Origin of the sequence: Neobacillus dielmonensis (assembly GCF_000612665.1) — a bacterium.
Classification (GTDB): Bacteria; Bacillota; Bacilli; order Bacillales; family Cytobacillaceae; genus Neobacillus; species Neobacillus dielmonensis.
In genome coordinates this window covers 68,520-91,731 of the sequence record NZ_HG942076.1, presented here as the reverse complement: position 1 = coordinate 91,731, position 23,212 = coordinate 68,520, and the positions used below count along the sequence as shown (strand labels likewise).

At 43.1% G+C, this 23,212-nt stretch carries 23 protein-coding genes; 16 read left to right on the top strand and 7 right to left on the bottom strand.

The genetic code is table 11. From position 1 onward, the window contains the following. Positions 1–15 precede the first annotated feature (15 nt). The 4 genes from BN2425_RS17050 to tolA all read left to right on the top strand — a co-directional run bounded on the left by BN2425_RS17050 (position 16) and on the right by tolA (position 3,812). Positions 16–999, top strand: coding sequence for a glycosyltransferase family 2 protein (locus BN2425_RS17050; RefSeq protein WP_042461968.1), 984 nt, complete (start codon positions 16–18; stop codon positions 997–999). Beyond that, positions 996–1,415, top strand: coding sequence for a GtrA family protein (locus BN2425_RS17045; RefSeq protein WP_042461966.1), 420 nt, complete (start codon positions 996–998; stop codon positions 1,413–1,415). The genes BN2425_RS17050 and BN2425_RS17045 overlap by 4 nt, the downstream gene beginning before the upstream one ends. A 39-nt stretch (positions 1,416–1,454) precedes the next feature. Beyond that, on the top strand, positions 1,455–3,134 hold the full coding sequence (locus BN2425_RS17040; RefSeq protein WP_042461964.1) for a DUF6044 family protein: 1,680 nt from the start codon (positions 1,455–1,457) through the stop codon (positions 3,132–3,134). A gap of 147 nt (positions 3,135–3,281) precedes the next feature. Further along, on the top strand, positions 3,282–3,812 hold the full coding sequence (tolA, locus tag BN2425_RS17035; RefSeq protein ID WP_052352924.1) for a cell envelope integrity protein TolA: 531 nt from the start codon (positions 3,282–3,284) through the stop codon (positions 3,810–3,812). A gap of 364 nt (positions 3,813–4,176) precedes the next feature. Here the strand turns inward: tolA and BN2425_RS17030 are convergent, their stop codons facing one another. The 3 genes from BN2425_RS17030 to BN2425_RS17020 all read right to left on the bottom strand — a co-directional run bounded on the left by BN2425_RS17030 (position 4,177) and on the right by BN2425_RS17020 (position 5,644). Further along, positions 4,177–4,272, bottom strand: coding sequence for a YjcZ family sporulation protein (locus tag BN2425_RS17030; protein WP_042461962.1), 96 nt, complete (start codon positions 4,270–4,272; stop codon positions 4,177–4,179). Positions 4,273–4,527: 255 nt separating this feature from the next. Then, the gene (locus BN2425_RS17025) at positions 4,528–4,773 is read right to left on the bottom strand and encodes a DUF2164 domain-containing protein (RefSeq protein WP_042461960.1); all 246 of its coding nucleotides are present in this window, start codon (positions 4,771–4,773) and stop codon (positions 4,528–4,530) included. A 283-nt stretch (positions 4,774–5,056) separates the two neighbouring features. Beyond that, positions 5,057–5,644 carry an undecaprenyl-diphosphatase gene (locus tag BN2425_RS17020; protein ID WP_042461957.1) on the bottom strand — a complete coding sequence of 196 codons (588 nt, stop codon included), beginning with the start codon at positions 5,642–5,644 and terminating at the stop codon, positions 5,057–5,059. A 193-nt stretch (positions 5,645–5,837) separates the two neighbouring features. Here BN2425_RS17020 and BN2425_RS17015 point away from each other — a divergent pair, with 193 nt between their 5' ends. The 4 genes from BN2425_RS17015 to BN2425_RS17000 all read left to right on the top strand — a co-directional run bounded on the left by BN2425_RS17015 (position 5,838) and on the right by BN2425_RS17000 (position 10,626). Then, positions 5,838–7,130: a DedA family protein gene (locus tag BN2425_RS17015; RefSeq protein ID WP_042461956.1), complete on the top strand. Its 1,293-nt coding sequence runs from the start codon at positions 5,838–5,840 to the stop codon at positions 7,128–7,130. A gap of 29 nt (positions 7,131–7,159) precedes the next feature. Continuing rightward, entirely contained in the window at positions 7,160–7,873 is a 714-nt protein-coding gene (locus BN2425_RS17010) for a response regulator transcription factor (RefSeq protein WP_042461954.1), read from the top strand. Then, positions 7,851–9,212 carry a sensor histidine kinase gene (locus BN2425_RS17005; RefSeq protein WP_042461952.1) on the top strand — a complete coding sequence of 454 codons (1,362 nt, stop codon included), beginning with the start codon at positions 7,851–7,853 and terminating at the stop codon, positions 9,210–9,212. The genes BN2425_RS17010 and BN2425_RS17005 overlap by 23 nt, the downstream gene beginning before the upstream one ends. A 217-nt stretch (positions 9,213–9,429) precedes the next feature. After that, complete coding sequence (locus BN2425_RS17000) at positions 9,430–10,626, top strand: MalY/PatB family protein (RefSeq protein WP_042461950.1); 1,197 nt, start codon at positions 9,430–9,432, stop codon at positions 10,624–10,626. 140 nt (positions 10,627–10,766) lie between these two features. On the opposite strand, the gene BN2425_RS16995 is transcribed toward BN2425_RS17000, so the two are convergent. The 4 genes from BN2425_RS16995 to BN2425_RS16980 all read right to left on the bottom strand — a co-directional run bounded on the left by BN2425_RS16995 (position 10,767) and on the right by BN2425_RS16980 (position 13,760). Further along, the gene (locus BN2425_RS16995; RefSeq protein WP_042461948.1) at positions 10,767–11,279 is read right to left on the bottom strand and encodes a thioesterase family protein; all 513 of its coding nucleotides are present in this window, start codon (positions 11,277–11,279) and stop codon (positions 10,767–10,769) included. A gap of 18 nt (positions 11,280–11,297) precedes the next feature. Then, the gene (locus BN2425_RS16990) at positions 11,298–12,260 is read right to left on the bottom strand and encodes a 3-hydroxyacyl-CoA dehydrogenase NAD-binding domain-containing protein (protein ID WP_195891961.1); all 963 of its coding nucleotides are present in this window, start codon (positions 12,258–12,260) and stop codon (positions 11,298–11,300) included. 2 nt (positions 12,261–12,262) lie between these two features. Then, positions 12,263–13,144, bottom strand: a complete 882-nt coding sequence (locus BN2425_RS16985) for a BKACE family enzyme (RefSeq protein WP_042461944.1) — start codon at positions 13,142–13,144, stop codon at positions 12,263–12,265. A gap of 79 nt (positions 13,145–13,223) precedes the next feature. Beyond that, a complete protein-coding gene (locus BN2425_RS16980; RefSeq protein ID WP_042461942.1) occupies positions 13,224–13,760 on the bottom strand; it encodes a GbsR/MarR family transcriptional regulator in 537 nt (178 codons plus the stop codon). Positions 13,761–14,022: 262 nt separating this feature from the next. On the opposite strand from BN2425_RS16980, the gene BN2425_RS16975 reads away from it, so the two are divergent. From BN2425_RS16975 to arfA, 8 genes are all read left to right on the top strand, one after another. Continuing rightward, positions 14,023–15,162, top strand: coding sequence for a betaine/proline/choline family ABC transporter ATP-binding protein (locus BN2425_RS16975; protein WP_042461940.1), 1,140 nt, complete (start codon positions 14,023–14,025; stop codon positions 15,160–15,162). A gap of 12 nt (positions 15,163–15,174) precedes the next feature. Further along, positions 15,175–15,828 (top strand): ABC transporter permease, encoded by a 654-nt coding sequence (locus BN2425_RS16970; RefSeq protein ID WP_042461938.1) that lies wholly within the window; start codon positions 15,175–15,177, stop codon positions 15,826–15,828. Positions 15,829–15,840: 12 nt separating this feature from the next. Next, a complete protein-coding gene (locus tag BN2425_RS16965; protein ID WP_406603200.1) occupies positions 15,841–16,764 on the top strand; it encodes an osmoprotectant ABC transporter substrate-binding protein in 924 nt (307 codons plus the stop codon). Positions 16,765–16,775: 11 nt separating this feature from the next. Next, positions 16,776–17,453 carry an ABC transporter permease gene (locus BN2425_RS16960; RefSeq protein WP_042461935.1) on the top strand — a complete coding sequence of 226 codons (678 nt, stop codon included), beginning with the start codon at positions 16,776–16,778 and terminating at the stop codon, positions 17,451–17,453. Between the two features lie 353 nt (positions 17,454–17,806). After that, on the top strand, positions 17,807–19,540 hold the full coding sequence (locus BN2425_RS16955) for a CocE/NonD family hydrolase (protein ID WP_081798104.1): 1,734 nt from the start codon (positions 17,807–17,809) through the stop codon (positions 19,538–19,540). A 449-nt stretch (positions 19,541–19,989) separates the two neighbouring features. After that, positions 19,990–20,301, top strand: coding sequence for a glycosyltransferase (locus tag BN2425_RS16950; protein ID WP_042461930.1), 312 nt, complete (start codon positions 19,990–19,992; stop codon positions 20,299–20,301). A gap of 284 nt (positions 20,302–20,585) precedes the next feature. Next, positions 20,586–20,984 (top strand): YkvA family protein, encoded by a 399-nt coding sequence (locus tag BN2425_RS16945; protein WP_042461929.1) that lies wholly within the window; start codon positions 20,586–20,588, stop codon positions 20,982–20,984. A 133-nt stretch (positions 20,985–21,117) separates the two neighbouring features. Next, positions 21,118–22,629 (top strand): arabinosylfuranosidase ArfA, encoded by a 1,512-nt coding sequence (gene arfA / locus BN2425_RS16940; RefSeq protein WP_042461927.1) that lies wholly within the window; start codon positions 21,118–21,120, stop codon positions 22,627–22,629. Positions 22,630–23,212 lie beyond the last annotated feature (583 nt).

Sequence of the window (23,212 nt, the reverse complement as noted above, 5' to 3'; positions counted from 1 at the left end):
GGGAGCGTGATTCTAATGATAGGACCCATTTTAACGATTGTTGTTCCATGTTATAACGAAGAAGAGGTTTTACCGGAAACTTCAAAACAATTATCTGCCGTATTAACCCATTTAATCGATGATTACCTGATCTCAAGGGATAGTAAAATCCTGTTTGTCGATGACGGCAGCAAGGATAGGACATGGGCTTTCATTGAAAAAGAAATGGCGAAAAACCCTTTCGTGAAAGGGATTAAATTAGCAAGAAATGCAGGACATCAGAATGCCCTGTTAGCAGGGCTTGAAACAGCTGCCGCCCAATCCGATTGTGTGGTTTCTATTGATGCTGACCTTCAGGATGATGTCCAGGTTATCCGTACGTTTGTGGAAAAGTACCGCGATGGTTTTGATGTCGTGTACGGGGTAAGAGACAAGCGGGAAACCGATACTTTTTTCAAACGGACAACGGCCGAAGGCTTTTATCGGTTTATGAATAAAATCGGTATTCATTTAATCCCCAATCATGCTGACTTTCGGTTGATGAGCAAACGGGCATTGGATGAATTATTTAAATATAAGGAAACGAACCTATTTCTGCGGGGACTCATTCCGCTTGTCGGTTTTCCGTCTACGAAAGTTTTTTATGATCGAAAAGAAAGATTTGCCGGGGAGTCCAAGTATCCATTGAAAAAAATGCTGGCCTTTGCGTTTGACGGGATCACTTCCTTTAGTATTACCCCGATCCGCTTTGTAACCATGATCGGCTTTCTGGCTGTGATTATTAGCGCGCTGGCCGGCGGCTATGCAATTTTTCAAGAACTGGCCGGACATACAGAATCAGGTTGGACTTCACTCATTATATCGATCTGGTTTGTGGGCGGACTGCAGCTTTTAGCTGTGGGGATTATTGGCGAATATATTGGAAAAATATATCGTGAAGTGAAACGGCGGCCAAGGTATGCGATTGAAGTGGATGCTTTTTCAAATCAAAAACAAGATGCCTTCATGGTAGGAAAATGAAATATACCTTTATTCGCTTTATTATGGTGGGGGTTGCCAACACCCTGATCGGCTTGTCCGTCATGTTTCTCTTCTATCATTTGCTTGGACTTTCCTATTGGACGGCCACTTTTTTAGGGAACTCCATTGGGGCATGTATCAGCTATTGCTTGAATCGAAGTTTTACGTTTAAAAGCAAGAGTTCCGTCTCCAAGAGTTTGGTTCGATTTGCAGGTGTCATCTTGTTCTGCTATTTCGCAGCCTTCTACATGGGAAAACACGCCGTCCATTTGGTGTTGGGGCACATCCCTATCGTTCCAGCCGCCATTTCAACAGATGTTGCGATTTTGGTCAGCACGTGTTTATATACGATATTAAATTATTTTTTGCAAAAATGGCTTGTTTTTCCAAAAAAGAACGCAGAAACACCGGCTTAAAAGAACCGGTGTTTATTATTGTGATAAGGAATGGAGAAAATGAAACGAATTGCTTTAACACGAGAGAGGATTTATCTAATAGTTGCCATCACCATTCTTGTCCTTTGGGTGGCACCCTACTTTATTCTTGGGGAACATGCTCACATAAGGATTCATGACAATTTGGATTCGAATGTCGCTTGGTACAAGGTATTAGTTGACAGCCGCCAATTATTTGGTTCCTTGCAGGCCAACATTCCCCAGATTATCAATGGAGAACTATCAAGAAATGCCCTGTATTCGGAGTATTATGGGATTGTCGAGCTATTCCGCTTGTTTCCACCTGTTATTGCCTATGGGCTCAATCAAGCTATTTCCCGCTTTTTCGCCTTTTTGGGCATGTACTTACTATTAAAAAAATATGTCATTACCGAAGAAAAACAAGGATTGATCCGAGTGATTTCGGCCTTAACTTTTGCTTTGATCCCATTCTGGCCAAATGGAATGCTAAGTATATTGGGGATGCCTTTAGCTTTATGGGCGTTCTTGAATATCCGTCATCGCGAGCAAACGGTGATTAGCTTCGTGACCATCACCCTATTGCCGTTTTATTCGACCTTTATGCTAGGTTTTTTCTTTTTCCTAAGTGCGCTGGGAATCTTTTGGCTGGTGGATGTCATCAGGACCAAAAAGCCGCAGTGGCGATTGTTTTTTTCGATTGCCTATATGACATTAATTTATTTAGCGATTGAATACCGGCAGCTGGGTTCGCTTATTTTTTCACATGAAAAAACCAACCGCTCGGAGTTTTTTGAATCAAAGAATAACTTGATGCAAACGATTTTGCTCATTTTTAAGAATTATATTGTCGGCCATAACCAGGATGAAACCCTGTTTGGGATCATTATCCTGCCAGTGTCCATGATTGCCCTGGTGATTGTAATTTCGCAAAAGAGCTGGCAGAAGGAAAAATTATTTATCGGGTTACATCTTGCCAACTTTTTACTCTCTGTTTGGTATGCTTTCTGGTGGTATGACGGCTGGGTGCCGTTGAAGGAAAAGTTCGGTATTTTAAACACGTTTAATTTTTCGCGCTATCATTATTTACGGCCGATGATCATTTATGTGTTATTTGCTTTATCTCTGCAAATTTTGTGGCGGTACCAGAAAAAGTGGCGCACCACCGCTGTCGTTTTTGCCCTGCTGCAGGTGATTGTATTGATTCCTTCGAATGAACAAATTTGGTATCATTCTTCACCATCTTTTGGAGAATTTTATGCCGAAAAGGAGTTTGCCGACATTAAGAAGTTTATCGGCAAGCCTGTGGAGGATTACCGGGTCGCGAGCATCGGTTTGCATCCTGCCATCGCTCAGTATAATGGGATGTACACGCTCGATACGTATAATAACTTTTATCCATTGTCTTATAAACATCAATTCCGAAAGATTATGGCGCCGGAATTGGCGAAAAATAAAACGTTAGCAAGCTACTTTGATCAATGGGGCGGACGTTGCTATCTGTTTGTCGATGAATTGGGGAAAAACTATCTGTTCTCTAAACATTCGTCGGTAGTCGTTCGTCACTTAGATTTGAATATGAAAGCTTTCAAACAGATGGGTGGAGAGTATATCCTATCCGCTGTGCCGATTGAAAATGCCAAGGAAAATCAGCTCGAATTGCAAAAGGTTTTTCAATCAAAAGAAGCGTTTTGGAAGATTTACTTGTACAAGGTTATATAAAATCAAAAACATTGGTTTACAAAAATAAGGGTTTCCTTGAAGAACTGACTGTTAAAAATCATAACTAATTTTTTCTGAAATAAGTAAAAATATTACAATATATGATATTGTTATACAATGATAGAAAAAATTATGGGGGTTATTGAATTGAAAAAGTATTTAGTTGGTTTACTTGCCTTATTTTTAATTTTTAGTTTAGTCGCTTGTTCATCTGAAAGTTCAAAAACCTCAAAAGCAGAAGAAAAAAATGAGGAAAAGAGTACTGAGGCCAAAGCAAAGGCAGAAGCTAAAGCAAAGGCAGAAGCTAAAGCAAAGGCAGAAGCAGAGGCCAAAGCGAAGGCAGAAGCAGAAGCCAAAGCGAAGGCAGAAGCAGAAGCCAAAGCGAAGGCAGAAGCAGAAGCCAAAGCAAAGGCAGAAGCAGAAGCCAAAGCGCAGGCAGAAGCAGAGGCCAAAGCGCAGGCAGAAGCAGAGGCCAAAGCGCAGGCAGAGGCAGAAGCCAAAGCGCAGGCAGAGGCAGAAGCCAAAGCAGCTGCAGTTTCAGCTTCAAGTGGAGGAGCAGAGCTCTTTGCCAATTGCACAGAACTAAGAAAGAAATATCCAGATGGCGTTCCTTCTGATCATCCAGCCTATCAATCTAAAATGGATAGAGATCACGATAATTTTGCATGTGAAAGATAGAGTATTAACACTTTAGTAGACCTTTTTAAGGTATTGAATGATGAATGATCCCTTCTCAAATAATGAGATGGGATTATTTTTTGTATTACAATTCTTAAACTGAATGATTAATTGATAGATCCGAGAGTAGATTTGACTCGTAGTGCTAGAAAAGTGGAATAAGGGAAAGTTTAGTTTTTAATAAGAATGAGGAAAAATTAGGTAAAAGTAATTGGTAGTGGATAACGATTGAAACCTAAGTTGCGCTAGAATGATCGTTTAACGGAGCAAATAAATAAAAAAAGAAGCGTGGCCACGCTTCAAAACCGTTCAGATAAAGGAGGCTTTCAGTAATATAGGATTGGCGGCTTGTCCTATTACATGCTTAGTAACCTCTCATAAAATGTGTACCGACAATAATTAACAGGATGAAGAGAACAACGATTAAAGCAAAGCCAGAAGCTCCACCACCGTAATTCACATTTATCACCACCTTTTTATAAGGATAGTACATTTTATGTGAGTTCACTGAATTACGAAATGGACAAGCGTTGAAATTAATTGGATTTGTTTGTTATTTACCTTTTTCAGGAAGGGGTAATTTCTTGGTTGTATGATTGTGAAAGATTATACTTCAGCTAACGGGTTGTATTAGATGAAAAAAAACAAATAATGCGTATTTGACCTAAACAGCGACAGAAAAGAGTGGAAAAGAAAATATTCCACTCTGCATAATTTATCTTTTGATTGGACGTTCAAGTGTTAAGATTTCATCTTCAAGAGAAGAAAATTGCTGTTCTACTACATGTTTAACATCCAAGACAGCGGCGTTATAGAAGTGTGCAGCAAGCTTCTCCTTAATGAAATCTAATACTCTTTCTGCAGCAAATTCAGTTATTTCTTCATCTCTATCTTGGGAAAAGAAATATTGAATATCAGAAATCATTAATTGCTGTTGCTCTTTTGAAAGCTTAATAAACATAAAGGCACTCCTTAAAAATGATATGACTGTAATATACATGGATAATTAAGAAAATCAAAGGCTTTATTTTGATAAAAAAATATGTACATGGGGATCAAACCTATTTCGAAGTTCGGTTCTATTGTGAAGAAATGTACTTATGCTAACGGGGGGTTTAGTAATAAAAGATAATATAAAAAGGCTTAGAGTTATTTTCATCTCTAAGCATTTTTACTGTGAATATTTGTGATTTTATGTGTGCTCTGTGATTAAACTAGGTACTTTCGAGAAAACGGTGTTGCTGTTATTGATTTATTGCTTTATCCTTTTCAGTTGTTTTCGGAACAAATGGGATTCGGTTATACAGGTCGATCATCGCATTCGCCATTGGTTCCAGCAATGGGCTTAGTTTGTAAACAATCGTACTAATGACAAACGAAACAATCATGCTTCCTAGGATATCAAAGGGATAATGATGCCCAACATAAATCCGGGAAAAACCTGTTAAGAAGGCAAACAAGAGCATCCCGGTTCCAATTTTTCGATGAACGAAAAGAACGGCCAGCGCTAAGGCGAAGGCACCGGTTGTATGATCACTTGGGAATGAAGCGTCCGCAGCATGTCCCACTAATAAATGGACATGATGGGTCACAAACGGCCGTGGTTCAAAGTAAAGGTGACCGATGACAAAGTTGATCAATAATCCCAGGACACCCGTTATCGCAGCGTAGACGACTGTTCTCTTATACTGATTTTTGCCGAAAAACCAAATGAGAAGCAACACAATGGCATAGATGATTAAGGCATAGTTCGTCACACCCGCCATCAAACTATCTAAAAAAGGGTGATGACCTGCTAACTGATTAATGGATTTAAAAAGATTGTAATTCATAATTCGCTCCTTATGTTAAAGTTCAATTGCCTTGCGCCCTAATTGGGTACCTTAACTATAAAAAAGAAACCTAAACAGGCTATGAAAAAAACATTAAGAATCCATTAAAAAAGAAACATCATTCGCATGTAGTGTTACAGTGAAGTGGAAGGATGTAGTTAGTAAGTGAGGAACACATTGTGGAGGCATTTATATGTCACATTTCATTACATTATTTGAACAGCACAGTTATATAATCTTATTTCTTGGAATCTTACTAGAACTTCTTGCATTCCCCATTTCAGGTGAAGTCTTAATGAGCTATGCGGGCTATTTTGTCTTTCTAGGTAAAATGAACTATATGCTGGCCCTGCTCACTGTTTTTTGCGCAGGCGGCATTGGTATCACAAGCACCTACTGGATTGGTCATGCGGGAGGATACAAATTAATAGAGAAATACGGTCATTACATTCATCTCGGACCTGAGAGGTATCAAAAAGTGGCCTCCTGGTTTGAAAGGATCGGAAGCAAATTGCTCATTTTTGCCTATTTCATTCCGGGCATACGGCATTTTACCGGGTATGTTTCAGGAATTTCAAGGATGCCTTTCCGGAAATTTATGATCCCTGCCTATGCTGGTTCCTTCTTGTGGGGGTTTTGTTTTATTACGCTTGGAAAGATTTTAGGACCACGTTATGAGGAATTTCATCAGGCAGCCAGTAAATATTTAGTGGTCTTCCTTATTGCGTTCGCTGCGATTATCATTCTCTTTTTGGCTTACCGCTTTTATAAAGAGCCAATCCAGCGGTTTTTGCTTGGTTGGGTAAAGAAACTGACTTTGCGGTTCCGGACGATCCGGGCTGCTGAAGTATTTCTTATTTTTCTCACGTTAGGATTAATCGGTCTTGTCATTTTAATGTTTGGTCTTGGTCAAGACTATTTATATAGTGAGTTTACTCGCTTTAATGAAATTACAGAGTATGTTATCCGTAAAAATGTGAATGCAAACCTGTTGGAAAGGTTTTTACCGTTTCAGCATCCTGCCACTTTTTCCATTATAATGGCTATGACCAGCATCATCATTTGGAGAAATAATCGTAATCGGGCATTAGAATATTTCTTACTGGGAGCTGCTGTACTTGGTGCTATTCCTTATCTCAACCTCATCAGGAAAATATTTGATTACCTGCGCTGGCTAGGAGGGGCAGGTACATTTCGTTCCGTCAATTTCCCTGATGAAACTGCCTTGATTACCATCGTCATTTATGGCACATGCCTGTATTTGCTTCTACGGCATTCGAAAAATAATTTTTTACATCTATCAGTCACCTTCATCGGGTTGTTGCTGTTAGTAGGGTTAGCTTTAGCCAATATTGCTATCTCTCATGTACTTCCAAGTGATATGACGGGTGGGTATATTTATGGTGCTGTCTGGATGTTTTTCTTATTTTTATTAATCGAAATGCTGCGTTTTGTTTTAGATAAACAAGACATGGGGAACGCTTAGCTCGAATTGAATTAAGGGGGGGAAATGGAGTGAAAACCCATATTTTAGTGGTAGAAGATGAAATTCAGATTGCCCGGGTTCTAAAAATGGAACTAGAATATGAAGGATACAGGGTAACAGTGGAACATAACGGCAAGGACGGGCTGGAAACGGCCCTACATACGGATATCGACTTAATCCTATTGGATGTAATGCTGCCTAAATTAAGCGGCATCGAGGTGTTGAGGAGATTAAGAAAGGAAAAAGAAGACCTTCCTGTTATTCTACTCACTGCCAGAAATACCACCTTTGATAAAGTGGCAGGGCTTGATCAGGGTGCGAATGATTACGTGACAAAGCCATTTGAAATTGAAGAATTATTAGCAAGAATTCGCTCCTGTCTCCGCCATTATTCAAAACATGGGCAGATGGAGGATGATTCAAATCTCTCTCTAGGAGATTTAGTCATTAACACTGACACACGGGAGGTTACCAGAGCGGGTACGTCCATTGTGTTAACGCCCAAGGAATATGACCTATTGGTGTATTTAATTTTAAATAAAAATAAAGTGGTTACACGAGAACATATCCTTCTAAATGTTTGGGGCTATGATTATGAGGGAGAAACCAATGTCATTGACGTGTTCATCCGGCATTTACGGAAAAAAATAGAAGAGGATTTTTCGACACCATTAATTACTACCGTTAGAGGCATCGGCTATACCATAAAGGAGAAGACAGATGAGGATCACATTAAAAATTAATTTGTTAACGACTGCCTGGATGCTCCTTATCTTAATTTTAATCAATATTATCGTGTTTATTTTGTTTATGAAAACAACGGTCAATATGGAAGAAGATGCTGCGTACCAAAAGGCTAAGGATATCATCGCCAACCTTCACGACAATGCTGCGCCTGATCAAATCCAAAGGGAATTAACGAATAATTTAACCGTCCATTCCTATATCCGGATTGTGCAGCCCGATGGAAAAACCCTTTATGAGGTAACGAACGAAAAGGGACTGTCCAAAAAAATCAAAGGGAAGTTTGTCTCCACCCAGGAAGCGGAAAGACGTGCTTTAGTGTTGGAAAAGAAGGAAAAGCAGGTGCTAATTGTTCGTGTTCCTGTGAAAGATGTACCCGATCTTAAGGGGAGTTTGGAAATTGGAGAAGAATTGGAAGGCCTTGAAACGAGGAAGGATATCCTTTTGTGGATTCTTGGAATCAGCACGTTATTAGCCGTTATTTTGTCATTGCTTAGTGGCAGATGGCTATCCAATATCATCATGCGGCCGATTTCCAATATGATTAATACGATGGAGGATATTGAGAAAAGCGGGGTGCCGAAGAAAATCACGATTCATAATGAAACAAAGGATGAACTGCAAACCTTAGCCAATACGTTTAACCGGATGATTGACAGACTCGAGGAAAACTTTGAAAAGCAAGCTCAGTTTGTTTCGGATGCCTCCCATGAGCTGAAGACGCCCTTAACGGTCATTAAAAGTTATGCCAATTTGCTTAGGCGCCATGGGCTCGATGATAAAGAAATGGTAGAGGAAGCCATCCAAGCGATTCACTCAGAGGCCACCCGGATTCAAAAAATGACAGAAACCTTTTTAGAGGTGGCCTCATTAGAGAAGGACATCGAATTGGAAATGAATGTGGTGAACTTGGTATCGTTATGCCAATCCATTTTAAAACAGCTGAAACAAGTGTATAAACGGGAAATGATCCTTCATTTCGAGCAATCACCGATTCTGATTACAGCGGATGAATTAAAAATGAAACAAGTGATTATTATCTTGCTCGATAATGCGATGAAATATAGTAACGATAAAATAGAAGTCTTCCTAGAAAAAAACGACCAGAATGCTATTATTCGTGTAAAAGATTATGGAATTGGCATCCCCCAGGAAGAGCTGGAAAATATCTTTGAACGATTCTACCGTGTGGACAAAGCAAGAAGCCGGGAAACAGGAGGCTCTGGTCTAGGCCTTCACATTGCCCAACGAATCATCAAGCTGCACAAAGGAGAAATCAACATACAAAGCAAAGAAGGGTCTGGGACCGAGGTAGAACTGCTTTTGCCTGCCCGCTAGGACCAGGGGGACGGTTCTTGTGGGCAATATGGCAGGAAAGAAGAGCACAAGGACGATTCTGATAAAGCCAGTAGAACCGTCCCTATGGCGCCGTTCCTGTGGCACCCTGTGGCACTGTTGTATGATATATGATTGACTTATCAGAAAAAAGAAATAAACTTAAATTATTGAAAAAGTTGACTAAACGATATTACAGTTGCAACAGAGGGAGAATAGAATGAATAAGGAAGAATTTGTGGCAAAGTATAAAGTAGAAAGACACAATACTACATCTTTAAAATGGGATTTATTAGAACAGCGTTTTGGAGATCCAGACCTGCTTGCCATGTGGGTAGCCGACATGGACTTTAAAACAGCAGATTCGATTACCGAAGCCCTTGCTAACCGTGTCAACCATGGGGTGTTTGGTTATTCTTATGTTCCGCAGAGTTATTATGATGCCTACTTCAAATGGATGGATGAGAGATTTTCTTTTCCACTGAAAAAAGAATGGATTCGCTATTCGACGGGTGTCGTGGCTGCGCTCTACTGGTTTATTAATGCTTTTACGGAACCTGAGGATTCCGTCATCATTCTTATCCCAGTCTATTATCCGTTCCATAATGCGGTTCGTGATTGCGGCCGAAAACTCATTACTTGCTCATTAAACTATGAAAATGGTTATTTCGCCATTGATTATGACCGTTTCGAACAAGCCATCATTGACAGCCGTGCCAAACTGTACATACACTGTTCCCCGCATAATCCGGCTGGCAGAGTGTGGACCGAAGAAGAACAAGCCAAACTGTTTGAAATTTGTAAGAAACACAATGTTTTGATTGTGTCAGATGAAATCCACCAGGACTTCACTTTTGATAACCATCAACATATTCCGGCGGCAGTGGTGAAAGGCGGAAACTATCGCGATCGAATCATTACAGTGAATTCCGCTTCCAAGACTTTCAACCTGGCAGCATTGATTCATTCCAATATCATCATTACAGATGATATACTAAGAGAAAAATATGACCGATATATCAAAACAGTGAATCAAACAGAGTTTAATACAATGGGACTTACTGCCACTGAAGCAGGCTATACTGGCGGAAGTGAGTGGTTAGAATCCTTGAAGAATGTCATTTACTCAAACTATATGTATGCAAAAGACACGCTTCATAAGGAGCTTCCAGAAATTATCGTCACACCTTTAGAAGGAACCTATTTAATGTTTATGAACCTGACGAAATTGGTTCCGCCAGACAAGACAAAAGAATTTATTCAAGACCGCTGCCGGCTCGCAGTGGACTTTGGCGAATGGTTCGGTACTGATTATAAGGGATACATTCGACTGAACCTGGCCACCACTCCGGAGAATGTCAAAATAGCCATCTCAAACATAATAAGAGAAGCAAAACTCTTAAAAGAGGAAAGATAGCATACGATCTTTGCTATCTGTTTGAACAGCTTCCAAGTCTGGGTTTGTCTGACACTACATTTTTCTGTAACTTGAATGATTTTAGCCCCCATCCCAATGGGGGCTATTCTAGTTATTTAGGAAAACTATAAGATTTCCCTTTATATGGAACTGTTTTTCGGTGGCCTCGAACTGTCACTGTGCTTCATTAAGCCAATTCTTCGGCCAGCTTCTTTCGGCTTTGGCAGGTTTTGCTGGAGTTCTACCAGTCCTTGGATCTGAGATTGGATGCTAGGAGGGAAAGGGGCAGGGCGTCCAGTTTTCATGTTCATCCCCATCAGCATTTGCTCACTGGTTGCGAGCCAGTCTCCATCCTGATTTATCATCGTGAAAAATACATGCATCCGCTTGGAATCAAAGTCAAGCAGCTGCAAGTTAATCCGCAGCTCCTGGCCTTCATGTGCTTCTTTTAAATAGCAAAGGTGCGTCTCTAGCGTGTAAATGGAGTACTGATTAACTTCCCGAAATTCAGCCCCCAGTCCTATTTCCACCATCAGCTGATCCACTGCGATGCTGAATACCTTGGCATACGCAGAATCCGTCATATGGCCATTATAATCAATCCACTCACTACGGACCGTTTCCACTAGAAGCGGGTTTTCCATCTGCGACATTGAGTCATCCCCTTTACTTTAAATATTTCCATTAAGATTGGCACCCGGCCAGTATTTGGCCAGCAATTGCTGCAGTTCAATGAGAAATTGGTCACGCCGCTCTTCCAACCCGGCAATTGATTGGCCTGCTGTCTGCTGTTCGCAGCCATCAATGACTTTATTGCTCAGCTCCTCCGTTAATTCTGGTGCCTCGAGCTTGGTCCAAGGCAGTTTCAAGGCAGGACCGAATTGTTCTAGCATATGCCGCATCCCTTGCTCCCCGCCGGCTAAGTGCAAGGTTAAGAACGGTCCCATTAACGCCCACCGTAACCCTGGTCCATAAATAATTGCCGCATCCACCTCTTCGGTTGTTGCCACGCCGTCATTGACAAGATGCAAGGCTTCACGCCAGATGGCTTCCATCAGCCTGTCGGCCACATGTCCTTCTATTTCTGCTGAAATGACCAGCGGTTTCATTTTAATAGAGTGATAGAATTGCTCCGCCGCTGCTACCACCTCTGGAGAAGTTTTTTCCCCGCCCACCAGTTCGACCAGTGGAATTAAATAGACAGGATTGAAGGGATGGGCCACCAGAATGCGCTCGGGGCGGGTGCAATCCTTCTGCAGCGTTGTTGGCATCAGTCCTGATGTGCTCGAGGCAATGATGGCATCGGTTTTTGCGTGACGGTCTATTTCTGCTAAAACCTGCCGTTTTAATTCCTCCCGTTCTGGAACATTTTCTTGAATCAAATCGGCATTTGCCACCGCCGTTGCCAAATCCGGCTCAAACTTCAGCCGATCTTTGGAGGCTTCGGCAGCCAAACCTAGTTTTTCTAATGCCAGCCAGGCACGTTCCATGCTTTCAAACATCCGAGCTTCTGCGTTTGGGGCCGGGTCAGTCGCAATGACGTCATAGCCTTGTGATAAAAAACGGGCAATCCAGCCGTTGCCGATCACACCTGTGCCAACAACCGTTATTTGTTTAATAGAATGAGTGTCCAATCTTATTCCGCCTTTCTTAATCCTAGATGGGTTCGTGCCTCCGCAGGGGTCATCGGTTCTGTGCCCAGTCCAGTCATGATGCTGACGGCACGGTCTACTAGCTGGGCATTGGTGGCCAGCACACCTTTATCCAAATAAAGATTGTCTTCGAGCCCGACTCGGACATGGCCGCCTAACAGCATTGACTGAATGGCCATCGGCATTTGCATCCGCCCGATGCCAAAAGCGGACCAGTGAGCATTTTTCGGAAGTTTGTCGCGCATATAAATTATCGTTTCCGCATCGGCTGCCGCTCCCCACGGGATGCCCAGGCAAAACTGGAACATCGGGTCGCCGTCAATCAGTCCTTCATCAATTAATTGCTGGGCGAAGCGGAGCTGTCCTGTATCGAAGCATTCCAGTTCGGGTTTGACCCCGCTTTGTTGAATCAGGCGGGCCTGCTGCCGCAGCCAGTCGGTCGTGCTTATGTAAAGCTGGTCGCCAAAGTTCAAGCTTCCGCAATCCAACGTACAAAGTTCGGGCAGCAAACGCGCAATCGGCTCATGGCGTTCTTCCGGTGTCTGCATATCGGATCCCGGTCCTCCGGCAGTTGGATCGTTTTCGCTGGGAATCCAGTCGCCGCCTCCGCCGGAAGTGAGGTTGAGGATGACGTCGGTTTCCGATTCCCGGATGCGTTCGACCACTTCTTGGAACAATGCGGGGTCATGGCTGATTCCGCCTGTTTGGGGGTCGCGGACATGAATATGGGCAATGGTGGCACCCGCCTTAGCGGCGTCAATGGCGGATTGGGCAATTTCCTCAGGGGTAATCGGAACATAGGGGCTTTTCTTGGTGGTATCTCCTGCTCCTGTTAGAGCACAAGTTACAATGACTTTCTTTTGCATATATTTTCCTCCTCAAAAAATGATAAAAAAAAGAAAATGGGTTAAGTTCCATTTTCTTTTTTTGTTACTCATTTAAGCTTTATGGCTTTGGAACATGCTTAAAGATTTCACCGCTGTCAAAGAATTCAACGAGACGGGCTAACCATTGATAATAGTCGAGCCATTCTTTCGTTTCTTTGAGGAGCACATTAATCTTTTGTTCCATCTCTTCATTGAGCGGTTCGTTTTCCCGAAAGGTCTGCAATTCAGCAGACATCTTTTTTTCAAACATTTTGTTTTTCTGAATTGTTTTTTGCCAGTTGGAGGTGAACAATGAGACGAAAGTCTGATAATAATCCTGTTCTACATTGTATAAATCTTTGCGGACTCCTTTTTCAAACACTTTTTCCGCAATATTTAAATCGACCATTTCGCGGACAACTTGACTCATCCGGGTTTTGCTCATTCCGGTTTCCTCTGATAGTTCGTCCAATGTCATTGGCCTTCGATTCATATAGATAATGCCGAGCACCCGTCCAACCGTAGGCGAGACCCCGTATGTGTGCATGTTGTCGGCGATTTTTTCAACAAACTGTTCCTCAATCTGTTTTAATTTTCCCGATGGTCGTTCATCCAAAGAAATTCACCCTTCCAGTTCATCCATGTTCGTTGCCACTATATCATAATTTACCAAAATTTCGAAAAAGCAAACACAATAGGATTCGGGAGGAATTGGGCGTATTTTTAAGAAAAAGCGGTACCAACTCTTATACAATATAAATTTTACGTAAATTTTATAAAATACGTGTAATTCGTAAACTTTTTATTTTACAAATTATACTTTACACTAAATATAGATAATTTTTTATTTTCTATAACAAATCATGGAGGTGCTTTACTTGCTCAAATTCGACCACGTTTCAAAGGTGTACAAAGGGGGAAAACGAGCGGTCCAGGATTTAAACCTGGAAATTGAAAAAGGCGAATTCATCTGTTTTATCGGGCCGAGCGGCTGCGGCAAAACGACCACAATGAAAATGATTAACCGCTTAATTGAGCCCACTGAGGGACGCATCTATATTAATGGCAAAAACATCATGGAAAGCGATCCGGTCCAGCTAAGAAGAGAAATCGGGTATGTGATCCAGCAGATTGGTTTATTTCCTCATATGACCATTCAAGAAAATATCTCCCTTGTATTAAAACTATTGAAAGTCCCCGAAGCCAAACGCCGTGCGAGGGCACGAGAATTACTAACACTTGTTGATATGACACCCGATTATTTAGAAAAATATCCGCATGAACTGAGCGGCGGCCAGCAGCAGCGGATTGGCGTACTGCGGGCATTGGCAGCCGACCAGCCGCTGATTTTAATGGATGAGCCATTTGGCGCACTAGACCCGATCACCAGGGATTCCCTGCAGGAAGAATTCAAAAAGCTGCAACGGAAGCTGGAAAAAACGATTGTGTTTGTTACCCATGATATGGATGAGGCATTGAAATTGGCTGACCGAATCGTGATTATGCGCGACGGGCAAATTGTCCAATGCGATACACCGGATGAAATTTTGCGCAATCCTGTTAATGAGTTTGTGGAAGAATTTATCGGAAAGGATCGTCTCGTTCAGGCAAGGCCGAATATTCAAACGGTCGAGCAGATTATGAATCCAAGTCCAGTCACGATTACAGGCGACCGCACTTTATCGGAAGCCATCCAATTAATGAAGCAGCACCGCGTCGATTCGTTGCTGGTAGTGGATGAGTTGAAGAACTTGCAAGGCTTTATTGATGTAGAGATTATTGACCAAAAGCGGAAAAAGGCAAGCTTGGTCAAGGATGTCGTCGAAACCGATATTTTCACCGTCGAAAAACAGACGCTTGTGCGTGATACGGTACGAAAAATATTAAAAGTCGGAATGAAATATGTTCCGGTTGTGGATGACAAACATCGCCTTGTCGGAATTGTCACCAGAGCTAGTTTAGTAGATATCGTCTATGATTCTATTTGGGGCGAAGATGAATGGACAAAAATAGGATAGGAGGGAGCCGATATGGATACGATTTTACAATTTTTCAGTATGAACGGCAGTGAAATGCTGTATAAAACATGGGAGCATTTATATATTTCGGTGATTGCCGCCTTGCTCGGCATCCTGATCGCCGTTCCTCTTGGAGTAGCGTTAACGCGGTTTCCAAAAGGCGCCGGTTTTGTGATGGGCGTATTAGGAGTGATTCAAACCTTTCCAAGCTTCGCGATCCTCGCATTCTTTATTCCTCTATTAGGTGTCGGAAAAACACCAGCTATTATTGCTTTATTTTTCTATTCGGTCCTACCTATCCTGAGGAACACGTATACGGGCGTGAATGGCGTGCAAAAAAGCCTGCTAGAAGCAGGGCGCGGGATGGGTATGACTGGATGGGAACGGATACGCTATGTGGAAGTGCCGCTGGCCATCCCTGTCATTATGGCAGGTATCCGCTTATCGACGGTTTATTTAATCGGCTGGGCCACCTTGGCTTCGTTTATTGGCGGCGGCGGTCTTGGGGATTACATCTTCAGCGGCCTGAACTTGTATCAGCCTGAATTTATTATTGCCGGTGCGGTTCCTGTTACATTGTTAGCTTTATTGACCGATCTTCTTTTAGGAAAAGTAGAAGGCTGGGTAACCCCTAAAGGAATGAAAAAGATGAGAGAAGCTGCATAGGGGGGGATGGATATGTTGAAAAAAAGACATTTGTTGATTGCCATTACGATGGCACTGGCGATTGTGATGAGCGGCTGCTCGCTGCCCGGCTTGAGCGGAGCGGCTGATAATACGATTAAGGTCGGAACGATGGGGACATCGGAATCGCAAATTATGGGGAATATCGTCCGGCTGATGATTGAACATTACTCGGATGCGAAAGTGGAAATGGTTAATAATTTAGGCTCTTCCATCGTTCAGCATCAGGCGATGATGAACGGAGATATTGATATTTCGGCCACCCGATATACCGGGACGGACCTGGCTGGCGCCTTGGCGATGGATCCAGTCAAGGACCCGGAAGAAGCACTTAAAATCGTCAAACGCGAATTCCAAAAACAATTTGACCAAACTTGGTTTGATTCATACGGCTTTGCCAACTCCTACGCGTTTACGGTGACGCGGGAGCTGGCGGAAAAAGAAAACTTGAATAAGGTTTCCGATTTAGAACCGCTTGTTTCTGATCTGAAATTGGGTGTCGATAATGCCTGGTTAAAGCGGAAAGGGGACGGCTATGAGGGCTTTGTCAAAGAGTACGGTTTTGAATTTGGCAAAACCTTTCCGATGCAGATTGGCTTAGTCTACCAGGCAGCAGCGAATGGGAAAATGGATGTCGTTCTTGCGTATACCACTGACGGCCGCATCGCCGCCTATGATTTAAAGGTGTTAGAGGATGATCAGCATTTCTTCCCTCCCTATGATACGTCTGCCGTAACACGCAATGAGGTGTTAAAGGCCCATCCAGAGTTAAAGGACATCCTGCAAAAGCTTGCCGGAACCATCAGTACGGAAAAAATGCAGGAATTAAACTATGAAGCGGACGGGGAAATGAAGGAACCGTCGATTATTGCAAAGCAATTCTTAGAAGAACACGATTATTTTGAAGATAAAAAATAGGAGGTGACCTCATGGAAACCATCAATGATATTGTTTACTACTATTCACAAAATGCGGCTTATGTGTGGGAACAGTTTTATCGGCATTTTCTGATGTCTGCTTACGGCGTCTTGTTTGCTGCTATTATTGCGATTCCAGTTGGCATTCTGATTGCACGATACAAGAAGCTCAGCACCTGGGTGATTTCACTGGCGAATATTATCCAAACGATTCCGGCTTTGGCGATGCTGGCGGTGCTTATGCTCGTGATGGGACTTGGAACCAATACGGTCGTCTTTTCCTTATTCCTTTACTCTTTATTGCCGATTATAAAAAACACTTATACCGGGATACGCAACGTGGACCATGCGCTATTGGAGTCGGGAAAAGCAATGGGGATGACCAAGTTTCAGGTACTACGGATGGTCGAGCTGCCGATGGCGATGTCGGTCATCATGGCCGGGCTTCGAACCGCCTTGGTTATTACCATCGGGATTGCCACGATCGGGACTTTTATTGGTGCCGGAGGATTGGGTGACGTTATCCTGCGTGGAACCAATGTCACGGACGGAACACCGATTATTTTGGCAGGTGCCATTCCCACTGCGTTAATGGCTGTGATTGCCGATGTGGTAATGGGCTGGCTGGAGCGAAAGCTGTCACCCATTAAAAAAAGAAAAGCTGGTCAATTGAAGGAACAGGCCGCTTAAGTTTGAAGTCCATTCCGACCGGTAGGTGGGGATGGACTTTTTTAATATTTCCTAAATTAACAGTGGCCAATTATTACCGACTGAACTCTTGGAAAGGATGAAGGATCGGTCGGTAATCAATCTTTCTTACCGACTGATCTCGCGGGAAAAACTTCAGAACGGTCGCCAATAGCCTTTATTAACGTCTGTACGCTCGAAAAAAAAGCTGGATTGGTCGTTAATAGCCTTTATTACCGACCGAACGCTTGAAAAAAACGCCGGGTCGGTCGCTAATGTAAATTCCAAATATTGATATTATTTTTTCTGTGTGAAACAAAAGCAGGAAAACAGCCTTTTAAAAAGAAAGGGAGGACATTTTAAATATGAAGATTTTAGTCGAGAAGCATGTGCCTTGTCAAATGCGTGATGGAGTTACCCTATATGCCGACATCTACCGTCCCCATCAGGAAGGGGAGTTTCCGGTGCTGCTGACGCGGCTTCCTTATAATAAGGATTTGCCGTTCTATTCGCACCGCTACTTGGATACCCATCGGATGGTGCAAAATGGCTATGTCGTGATAGTCCAGGATGTAAGGGGCCGGTTTCATTCAGAAGGCGAGTTTTATCCGTTTTTATACGAAGCGGAGGATGGCTATGATACGGTAGAATGGGCTGCTTCCTTGCCTTATTCTAATGGAAAAGTAGGCATGTTCGGGTTGTCCTATTATGGATTTACCCAGTTGCTGGCGGCAACGGAGCAACCGCCGCATCTGCAGGCGATGGTACCGGCAATGACATTAAATGATTGGCGGAATAATTCGCTGGATAAAGGCGGGAAATTCCTGGTGGCCTCCTCAGAAACATGGGCGCTGGAGTCGGTTGCCCCAGAAGAGCTGAGGAGAAAATATGGAGATTCGGATGAGTATAGGATGCTGATGGAAAAAATGGCAGGTTACTACGATCGGTTGGAAGAATGGTATTCGTATAAGCCGGTTCAGGAATGGCCGCCGCTGAAGGAGCTTGGTGCGGCTGCATATTTCTTTGATATGCTGGAAGGAAACGTGACCGACGAAATGGCACAGCGGATGAGCATTTTGGAAAAATACCACCAAATCCAGCTTCCTGCTTATCATATCGCTGGCTGGTACGATAACCTTTTACAGTCCACCTTAAAAAACTATATGGAACTGAAAAAACAGGGGCAGGCGATGCAAAAACTTATTATCGGTCCGTGGGGGCACGGGGTATTCAGTTCAGTAATTGGCGAGCGGAATTTTGGGCTACGGGCTTCCGGCGACTGGATTGACGGGAAAGATGATTTAACCGCCCTGCATATTCGCTGGTTTGATCATTGGCTAAAGGGCGAAGAAACGGTGCTTAGGGACGAGGCGCCGGTCCGGCTGTTTGTCATGGGAATCAATGAATGGCGGGATGAGCAGGAATGGCCGATAGCGAGAGCCAAGTATGTTCCTTATTACTTACACAGTGAGGGTAAGGCGAATTCCCGGTTTGGAGATGGATGGTTAAGCTGGGAGAAGCCGCTGCTGGATGAACCGGAGGATATGTTTGTTTATGATCCAGCCAATCCGGTGCCTACCAATGGCGGGGGAACCTTGTATGCTGGAGTCCAAACGATGGGACCGAAGGATCAGCGTCAGTTAGAGGCGAGAGAGGATGTGCTGGTTTACACCTCTGAACCTTTAGCGAAGCCACTTGAAGTGACGGGTCCGGTCCAAGTGAAGCTGTGGGCCAAGACGAGTGCAGTCGATACCGATTTTACCGCGAAGCTGGTCGACGTTTTCCCAGACGGCACGGCTTATAATTTAACGGACGGAGTTGTACGGGCAAAATATCGGAATGGCACCGACCAAGGGGAGCAGATCCAAAATGAGATTTTAGAGTATACCATCGACCTATGGCCAACAAGCAACGTTTTCCTGCCAGACCACCGTATCCGAGTAGAAATTTCATCGAGCAATTTTCCTAGATATGATACCAACGTAAATACAGGAGACACCATGATCTCCAGCAATGTGCATCAAACAGCAGAGCAAACCATTTACCATCAAGAAATATACCCATCACATATTATATTGCCAGTCGTATGAAGCCATGGGGACGGTTCTATTGGCACCATATTGTGAATATCAAGAAGCCATAAGAACCGTCCCTGTGGTACCCATTCACACTGAAAAGTCCTGTTTTGGGTCACGTAGACACTTCTTGGTGACGAACTGTTTTCAGAGCCTTTGCCAGGCGTACTACTTCACTTTTATTTATAGAAAGGAAATGGAAACTCAGTCTGTTTTGGATAAATGGGATAGCCTTGTTAATAGTAAAGGTTATTAAATTTTTCTATGGGGAATGATTGCTGAGTAATTGGAATAATATCCAAAATACACTACTATATTCCAGTCGTTTGGAAGTTATGGATATGCTATGGATTCGTTTTTTTTTTTTCGTTTAGGGAATCTGATTGGAATCGTTGCATTAATAATCAATATCCATCATCGCTGCGATCGCCTATATACCTGGGGATTTAAATGCCTTCCTGGTCATGAGCCCTTTCATTGATAAACAACCTGGACGCAAGGTACACCATCCAACCGACCCCGACTCCATTTTGATCACTTGTAAAGATAAAGAAAAAACCATTCGCGATACCCTTCAGTATATTGCCCAGCAAGATTATCAAGGGGAATTGAAAATTATCGTGATTGATAACGCCTCGACTGACGAAACAAGCAGCAGGGCCATGCAGGCTGGTCAGGAGATTCGGGGAAGATATCGTTCTGACCTGGCACTTGCTGCGGATGAATGGCAAAGTCTATTTCGAGCCTCTTGCTGTTGCTTTTACCGATGTGCCTGAAACGTTTGTCCATTTGGCAAGGCAACGATGCAGATAGGCAAGAGGGATGATTGAACGAAGGGTGTTTCAAAAGTTAGAGTTACGAATTAGAAAAGTATCTTCCACTTTTTTGCCTATGTATTGACATATTAAATGTTTATGTCGCCCATCTCGGTTTGGGGATACGCCCAGAAATTTTTTCATATAAAAAGAGTATGGAAATAAAGCAGGGTGGCACCATGTTATGAATATCAAGGAGCCAGAAGAATCGTCCCTGTGGTAACGTAAACAAGGGGGGGAGTTAGATGGAACAGGAAAATACTTTAACTAAATTAAAAAGCTACGCAAGAAAGCTTAAACAGAATTTATTCGTCCTTTATCTATCTTACAAGGATCATAGAGTCCCATGGTACGCAAAGTTAGTGGCTATTTGTGTAGTGGCTTATGCTTTTAGCCCAATCGATCTAATCCCCGACTTCATTCCTGTATTGGGTTATCTCGACGACCTGATTATTGTTCCTCTGGGTATTTCACTGGCACTAAGATTAATCCCACCTTACATTATTGAAGAAAACAGAGAAAAGGCTGAAGAAATGAGGGAAAATGGCAAACCCAAGAACTGGATTACTGCCATACTATTCATCCTAATTTGGATTTTGCTAGCACTCTGGGTTGGAAAATTATTATACAGAATACTTCAATAAATTCCCCGCACACTCTTTCTATAGAGGAATTAACTCATCTTTGCCGAATATTGGTATGGTACCATGGGGTACCATGGGGACGGTTCTTATGGTGCCGGCTAGTGGATTTTGAGATGATGAGGGGAGAATCAGTATGTCCGCCGCAAAAGCAAAAATGATTTTGGAAAAAGACTTTAAAATCTCGGAGATTGATCATCGTATTTATGGTTCTTTCGTTGAACATTTAGGCCGTGCCGTATATGGCGGCATTTATGAGCCTGGCCATCCTCAGGCGGATGAAAATGGATTCCGTCAAGATGTCATGGAAATGGTAAAGGAACTTCAGGTGCCGCTGATCCGTTACCCTGGCGGCAACTTTGTGTCCGGTTATAACTGGGAAGATGGGGTAGGTCCCGTGGAAAACCGCCCGCGCCGTTTGGAATTGGCTTGGCGCACGACGGAAACGAATGAAATCGGAACGAATGAATTTATGAAGTGGGCCAAGCTGGTCAATGCAGAAGTGAATATGGCCGTAAACCTTGGAACCCGCGGCATTGATGCGGCCAGAAATCTCGTTGAGTACTGTAATCATCCGGGCGGTTCTTATTATAGTAATCTACGGATCTCGCACGGAGTCAAGGAGCCTCATGGGATCAAGACTTGGTGTCTGGGCAACGAAATGGACGGGACTTGGCAAATAGGCCACAAGAACGCAGTCGAGTATGGACGGATTGGACAAGAAGCGGCAAAAGTAATGAAGTGGGTGGATCCAACCATTGAACTGGTTGCCTGTGGAAGTTCAAGTCGGTCAATGGCTACCTTTGCCGATTGGGAAGCCACTGTACTCGATTATACATACAATCATGTAGACTATATCTCGCTGCACCAATATTATGGAAATCCTGACAATGATATTGCTAATTATCTGGCCCGCTCTCTTGAAATGGATGATTTTATCCGCTCCGTGATTGCGATTGCAGATTATATCAAAGCCAAGAAGCGCGGCAAAAAGAATATTAATCTGGCATTTGATGAATGGAATGTCTGGTACCACAGCCATGAGGCCGATAAAAAGATCGAGCCATGGAGCATTGCACCTCCACAGCTGGAGGATATTTACACGTTTGAAGATGCGTTATTGGTGGGCTGTATGTTAATTACCTTGTTGAAGCATGCAGATCGGGTTAAGATTGCTTGTCTTGCCCAATTAGTGAACGTCATTGCCCCGATTATGACAGAAAACAACGGAGTCGCATGGAAGCAAACGATTTTTTATCCATACATGCACGCTTCTGTTTATGGCAGAGGGGTGGCCTTGAATCCGATCATTTCCAGCCCAAAATATGATAGCAAAGATTTCACGGATGTACCGTACCTGGAATCAACGGCTGTTTATAATGAAGAACAGGAACAGCTGACCATCTTTGCTGTAAACCGTCATTTGCAGGAGGGCTTGGAATTGGAAGTGGATATTCGCAACTTTGAGGGCTATCGGGTCATCGAGCATATTGTTCTTGAAAATGATGACCTAAAGCAAACAAATTCAGCCAAAGGAACGCCTGTTGCGCCACACTCCAATGGAGATGCCAAGTTGGATGATGGCAAGGTTTCAGCTATGCTTCCTAGGTTGTCCTGGAATGTCATTCGGTTGGCTAAACGGAAATAATGGAACGATAGTCAAGTGGCTGGAACAACCTGTTTAAAAGGGAAAATCACGTGAAAAAGTATGTCTTTCCATGTTGAAGGCATACTTTTTCTTTTATAGTTCGTGTGGTCCCATGAGAACCGTCCATAAACACTGAAAAATGCCGATTGGGGTTACTTGACACCCCCTTCTCTACGTGACTCGTAAACATTGAAAAACTAGATTTGGGTAACGTAGACAGCCTCTACGTGACCGTAAACATTGAAAAGACTAGATTGGGGTAACGTAGACAGGCTCTACGTGACCGTAAACATAGAATAGACTGGATTTGGGTAACGTAGACAGGCTCTACGTGACCGTAAACATTGAAAAGACTAGATTTGGGTAACGTAGACAGCCTCTACGTGACCGTAAACATTGAAAAAAGACTAGATTTGGGTCACGTAGACAGGCTCTACGTGACCGTAAACACTGAATAAATCGGATTTAGGTAACGTAGACTCTTGTGATTATAGTAAGTGTTTGCAGTGGAGAACCGTCCCTTTGGTATCCACGGTTCCTCCTTAATTACCAATAATAAGCAAATGTACATCGAGTCTAAAAT

Bases quoted from the DNA above. Each gene is read 5' to 3' on its own strand.
- BN2425_RS16995 (WP_042461948.1), bottom strand. From the start codon at position 11,279: ATGTCGCAGATGGAAAACCCGCTTCTAGTGGAAACGGTCCGTAGTGAG.
- BN2425_RS16970 (WP_042461938.1), top strand. From the start codon at position 15,175: ATGGATACGATTTTACAATTTTTCAGTATGAACGGCAGTGAAATGCTG.
- BN2425_RS17045 (WP_042461966.1), top strand. From the start codon at position 996: ATGAAATATACCTTTATTCGCTTTATTATGGTGGGGGTTGCCAACACC.
- BN2425_RS17015 (WP_042461956.1), top strand. From the start codon at position 5,838: ATGTCACATTTCATTACATTATTTGAACAGCACAGTTATATAATCTTA.
- BN2425_RS17020 (WP_042461957.1), bottom strand. From the start codon at position 5,644: ATGAATTACAATCTTTTTAAATCCATTAATCAGTTAGCAGGTCATCAC.
- BN2425_RS16965 (WP_406603200.1), top strand. From the start codon at position 15,841: ATGTTGAAAAAAAGACATTTGTTGATTGCCATTACGATGGCACTGGCG.
- arfA (WP_042461927.1), top strand. From the start codon at position 21,118: ATGTCCGCCGCAAAAGCAAAAATGATTTTGGAAAAAGACTTTAAAATC.
- BN2425_RS17025 (WP_042461960.1), bottom strand. From the start codon at position 4,773: ATGTTTATTAAGCTTTCAAAAGAGCAACAGCAATTAATGATTTCTGAT.
- BN2425_RS17000 (WP_042461950.1), top strand. From the start codon at position 9,430: ATGAATAAGGAAGAATTTGTGGCAAAGTATAAAGTAGAAAGACACAAT.
- BN2425_RS17005 (WP_042461952.1), top strand. From the start codon at position 7,851: ATGAGGATCACATTAAAAATTAATTTGTTAACGACTGCCTGGATGCTC.
- BN2425_RS16985 (WP_042461944.1), bottom strand. From the start codon at position 13,144: ATGCAAAAGAAAGTCATTGTAACTTGTGCTCTAACAGGAGCAGGAGAT.
- BN2425_RS16945 (WP_042461929.1), top strand. From the start codon at position 20,586: ATGGAACAGGAAAATACTTTAACTAAATTAAAAAGCTACGCAAGAAAG.
- BN2425_RS16950 (WP_042461930.1), top strand. From the start codon at position 19,990: ATGAGCCCTTTCATTGATAAACAACCTGGACGCAAGGTACACCATCCA.
- BN2425_RS17040 (WP_042461964.1), top strand. From the start codon at position 1,455: ATGAAACGAATTGCTTTAACACGAGAGAGGATTTATCTAATAGTTGCC.
- BN2425_RS16960 (WP_042461935.1), top strand. From the start codon at position 16,776: ATGGAAACCATCAATGATATTGTTTACTACTATTCACAAAATGCGGCT.
- BN2425_RS17050 (WP_042461968.1), top strand. From the start codon at position 16: ATGATAGGACCCATTTTAACGATTGTTGTTCCATGTTATAACGAAGAA.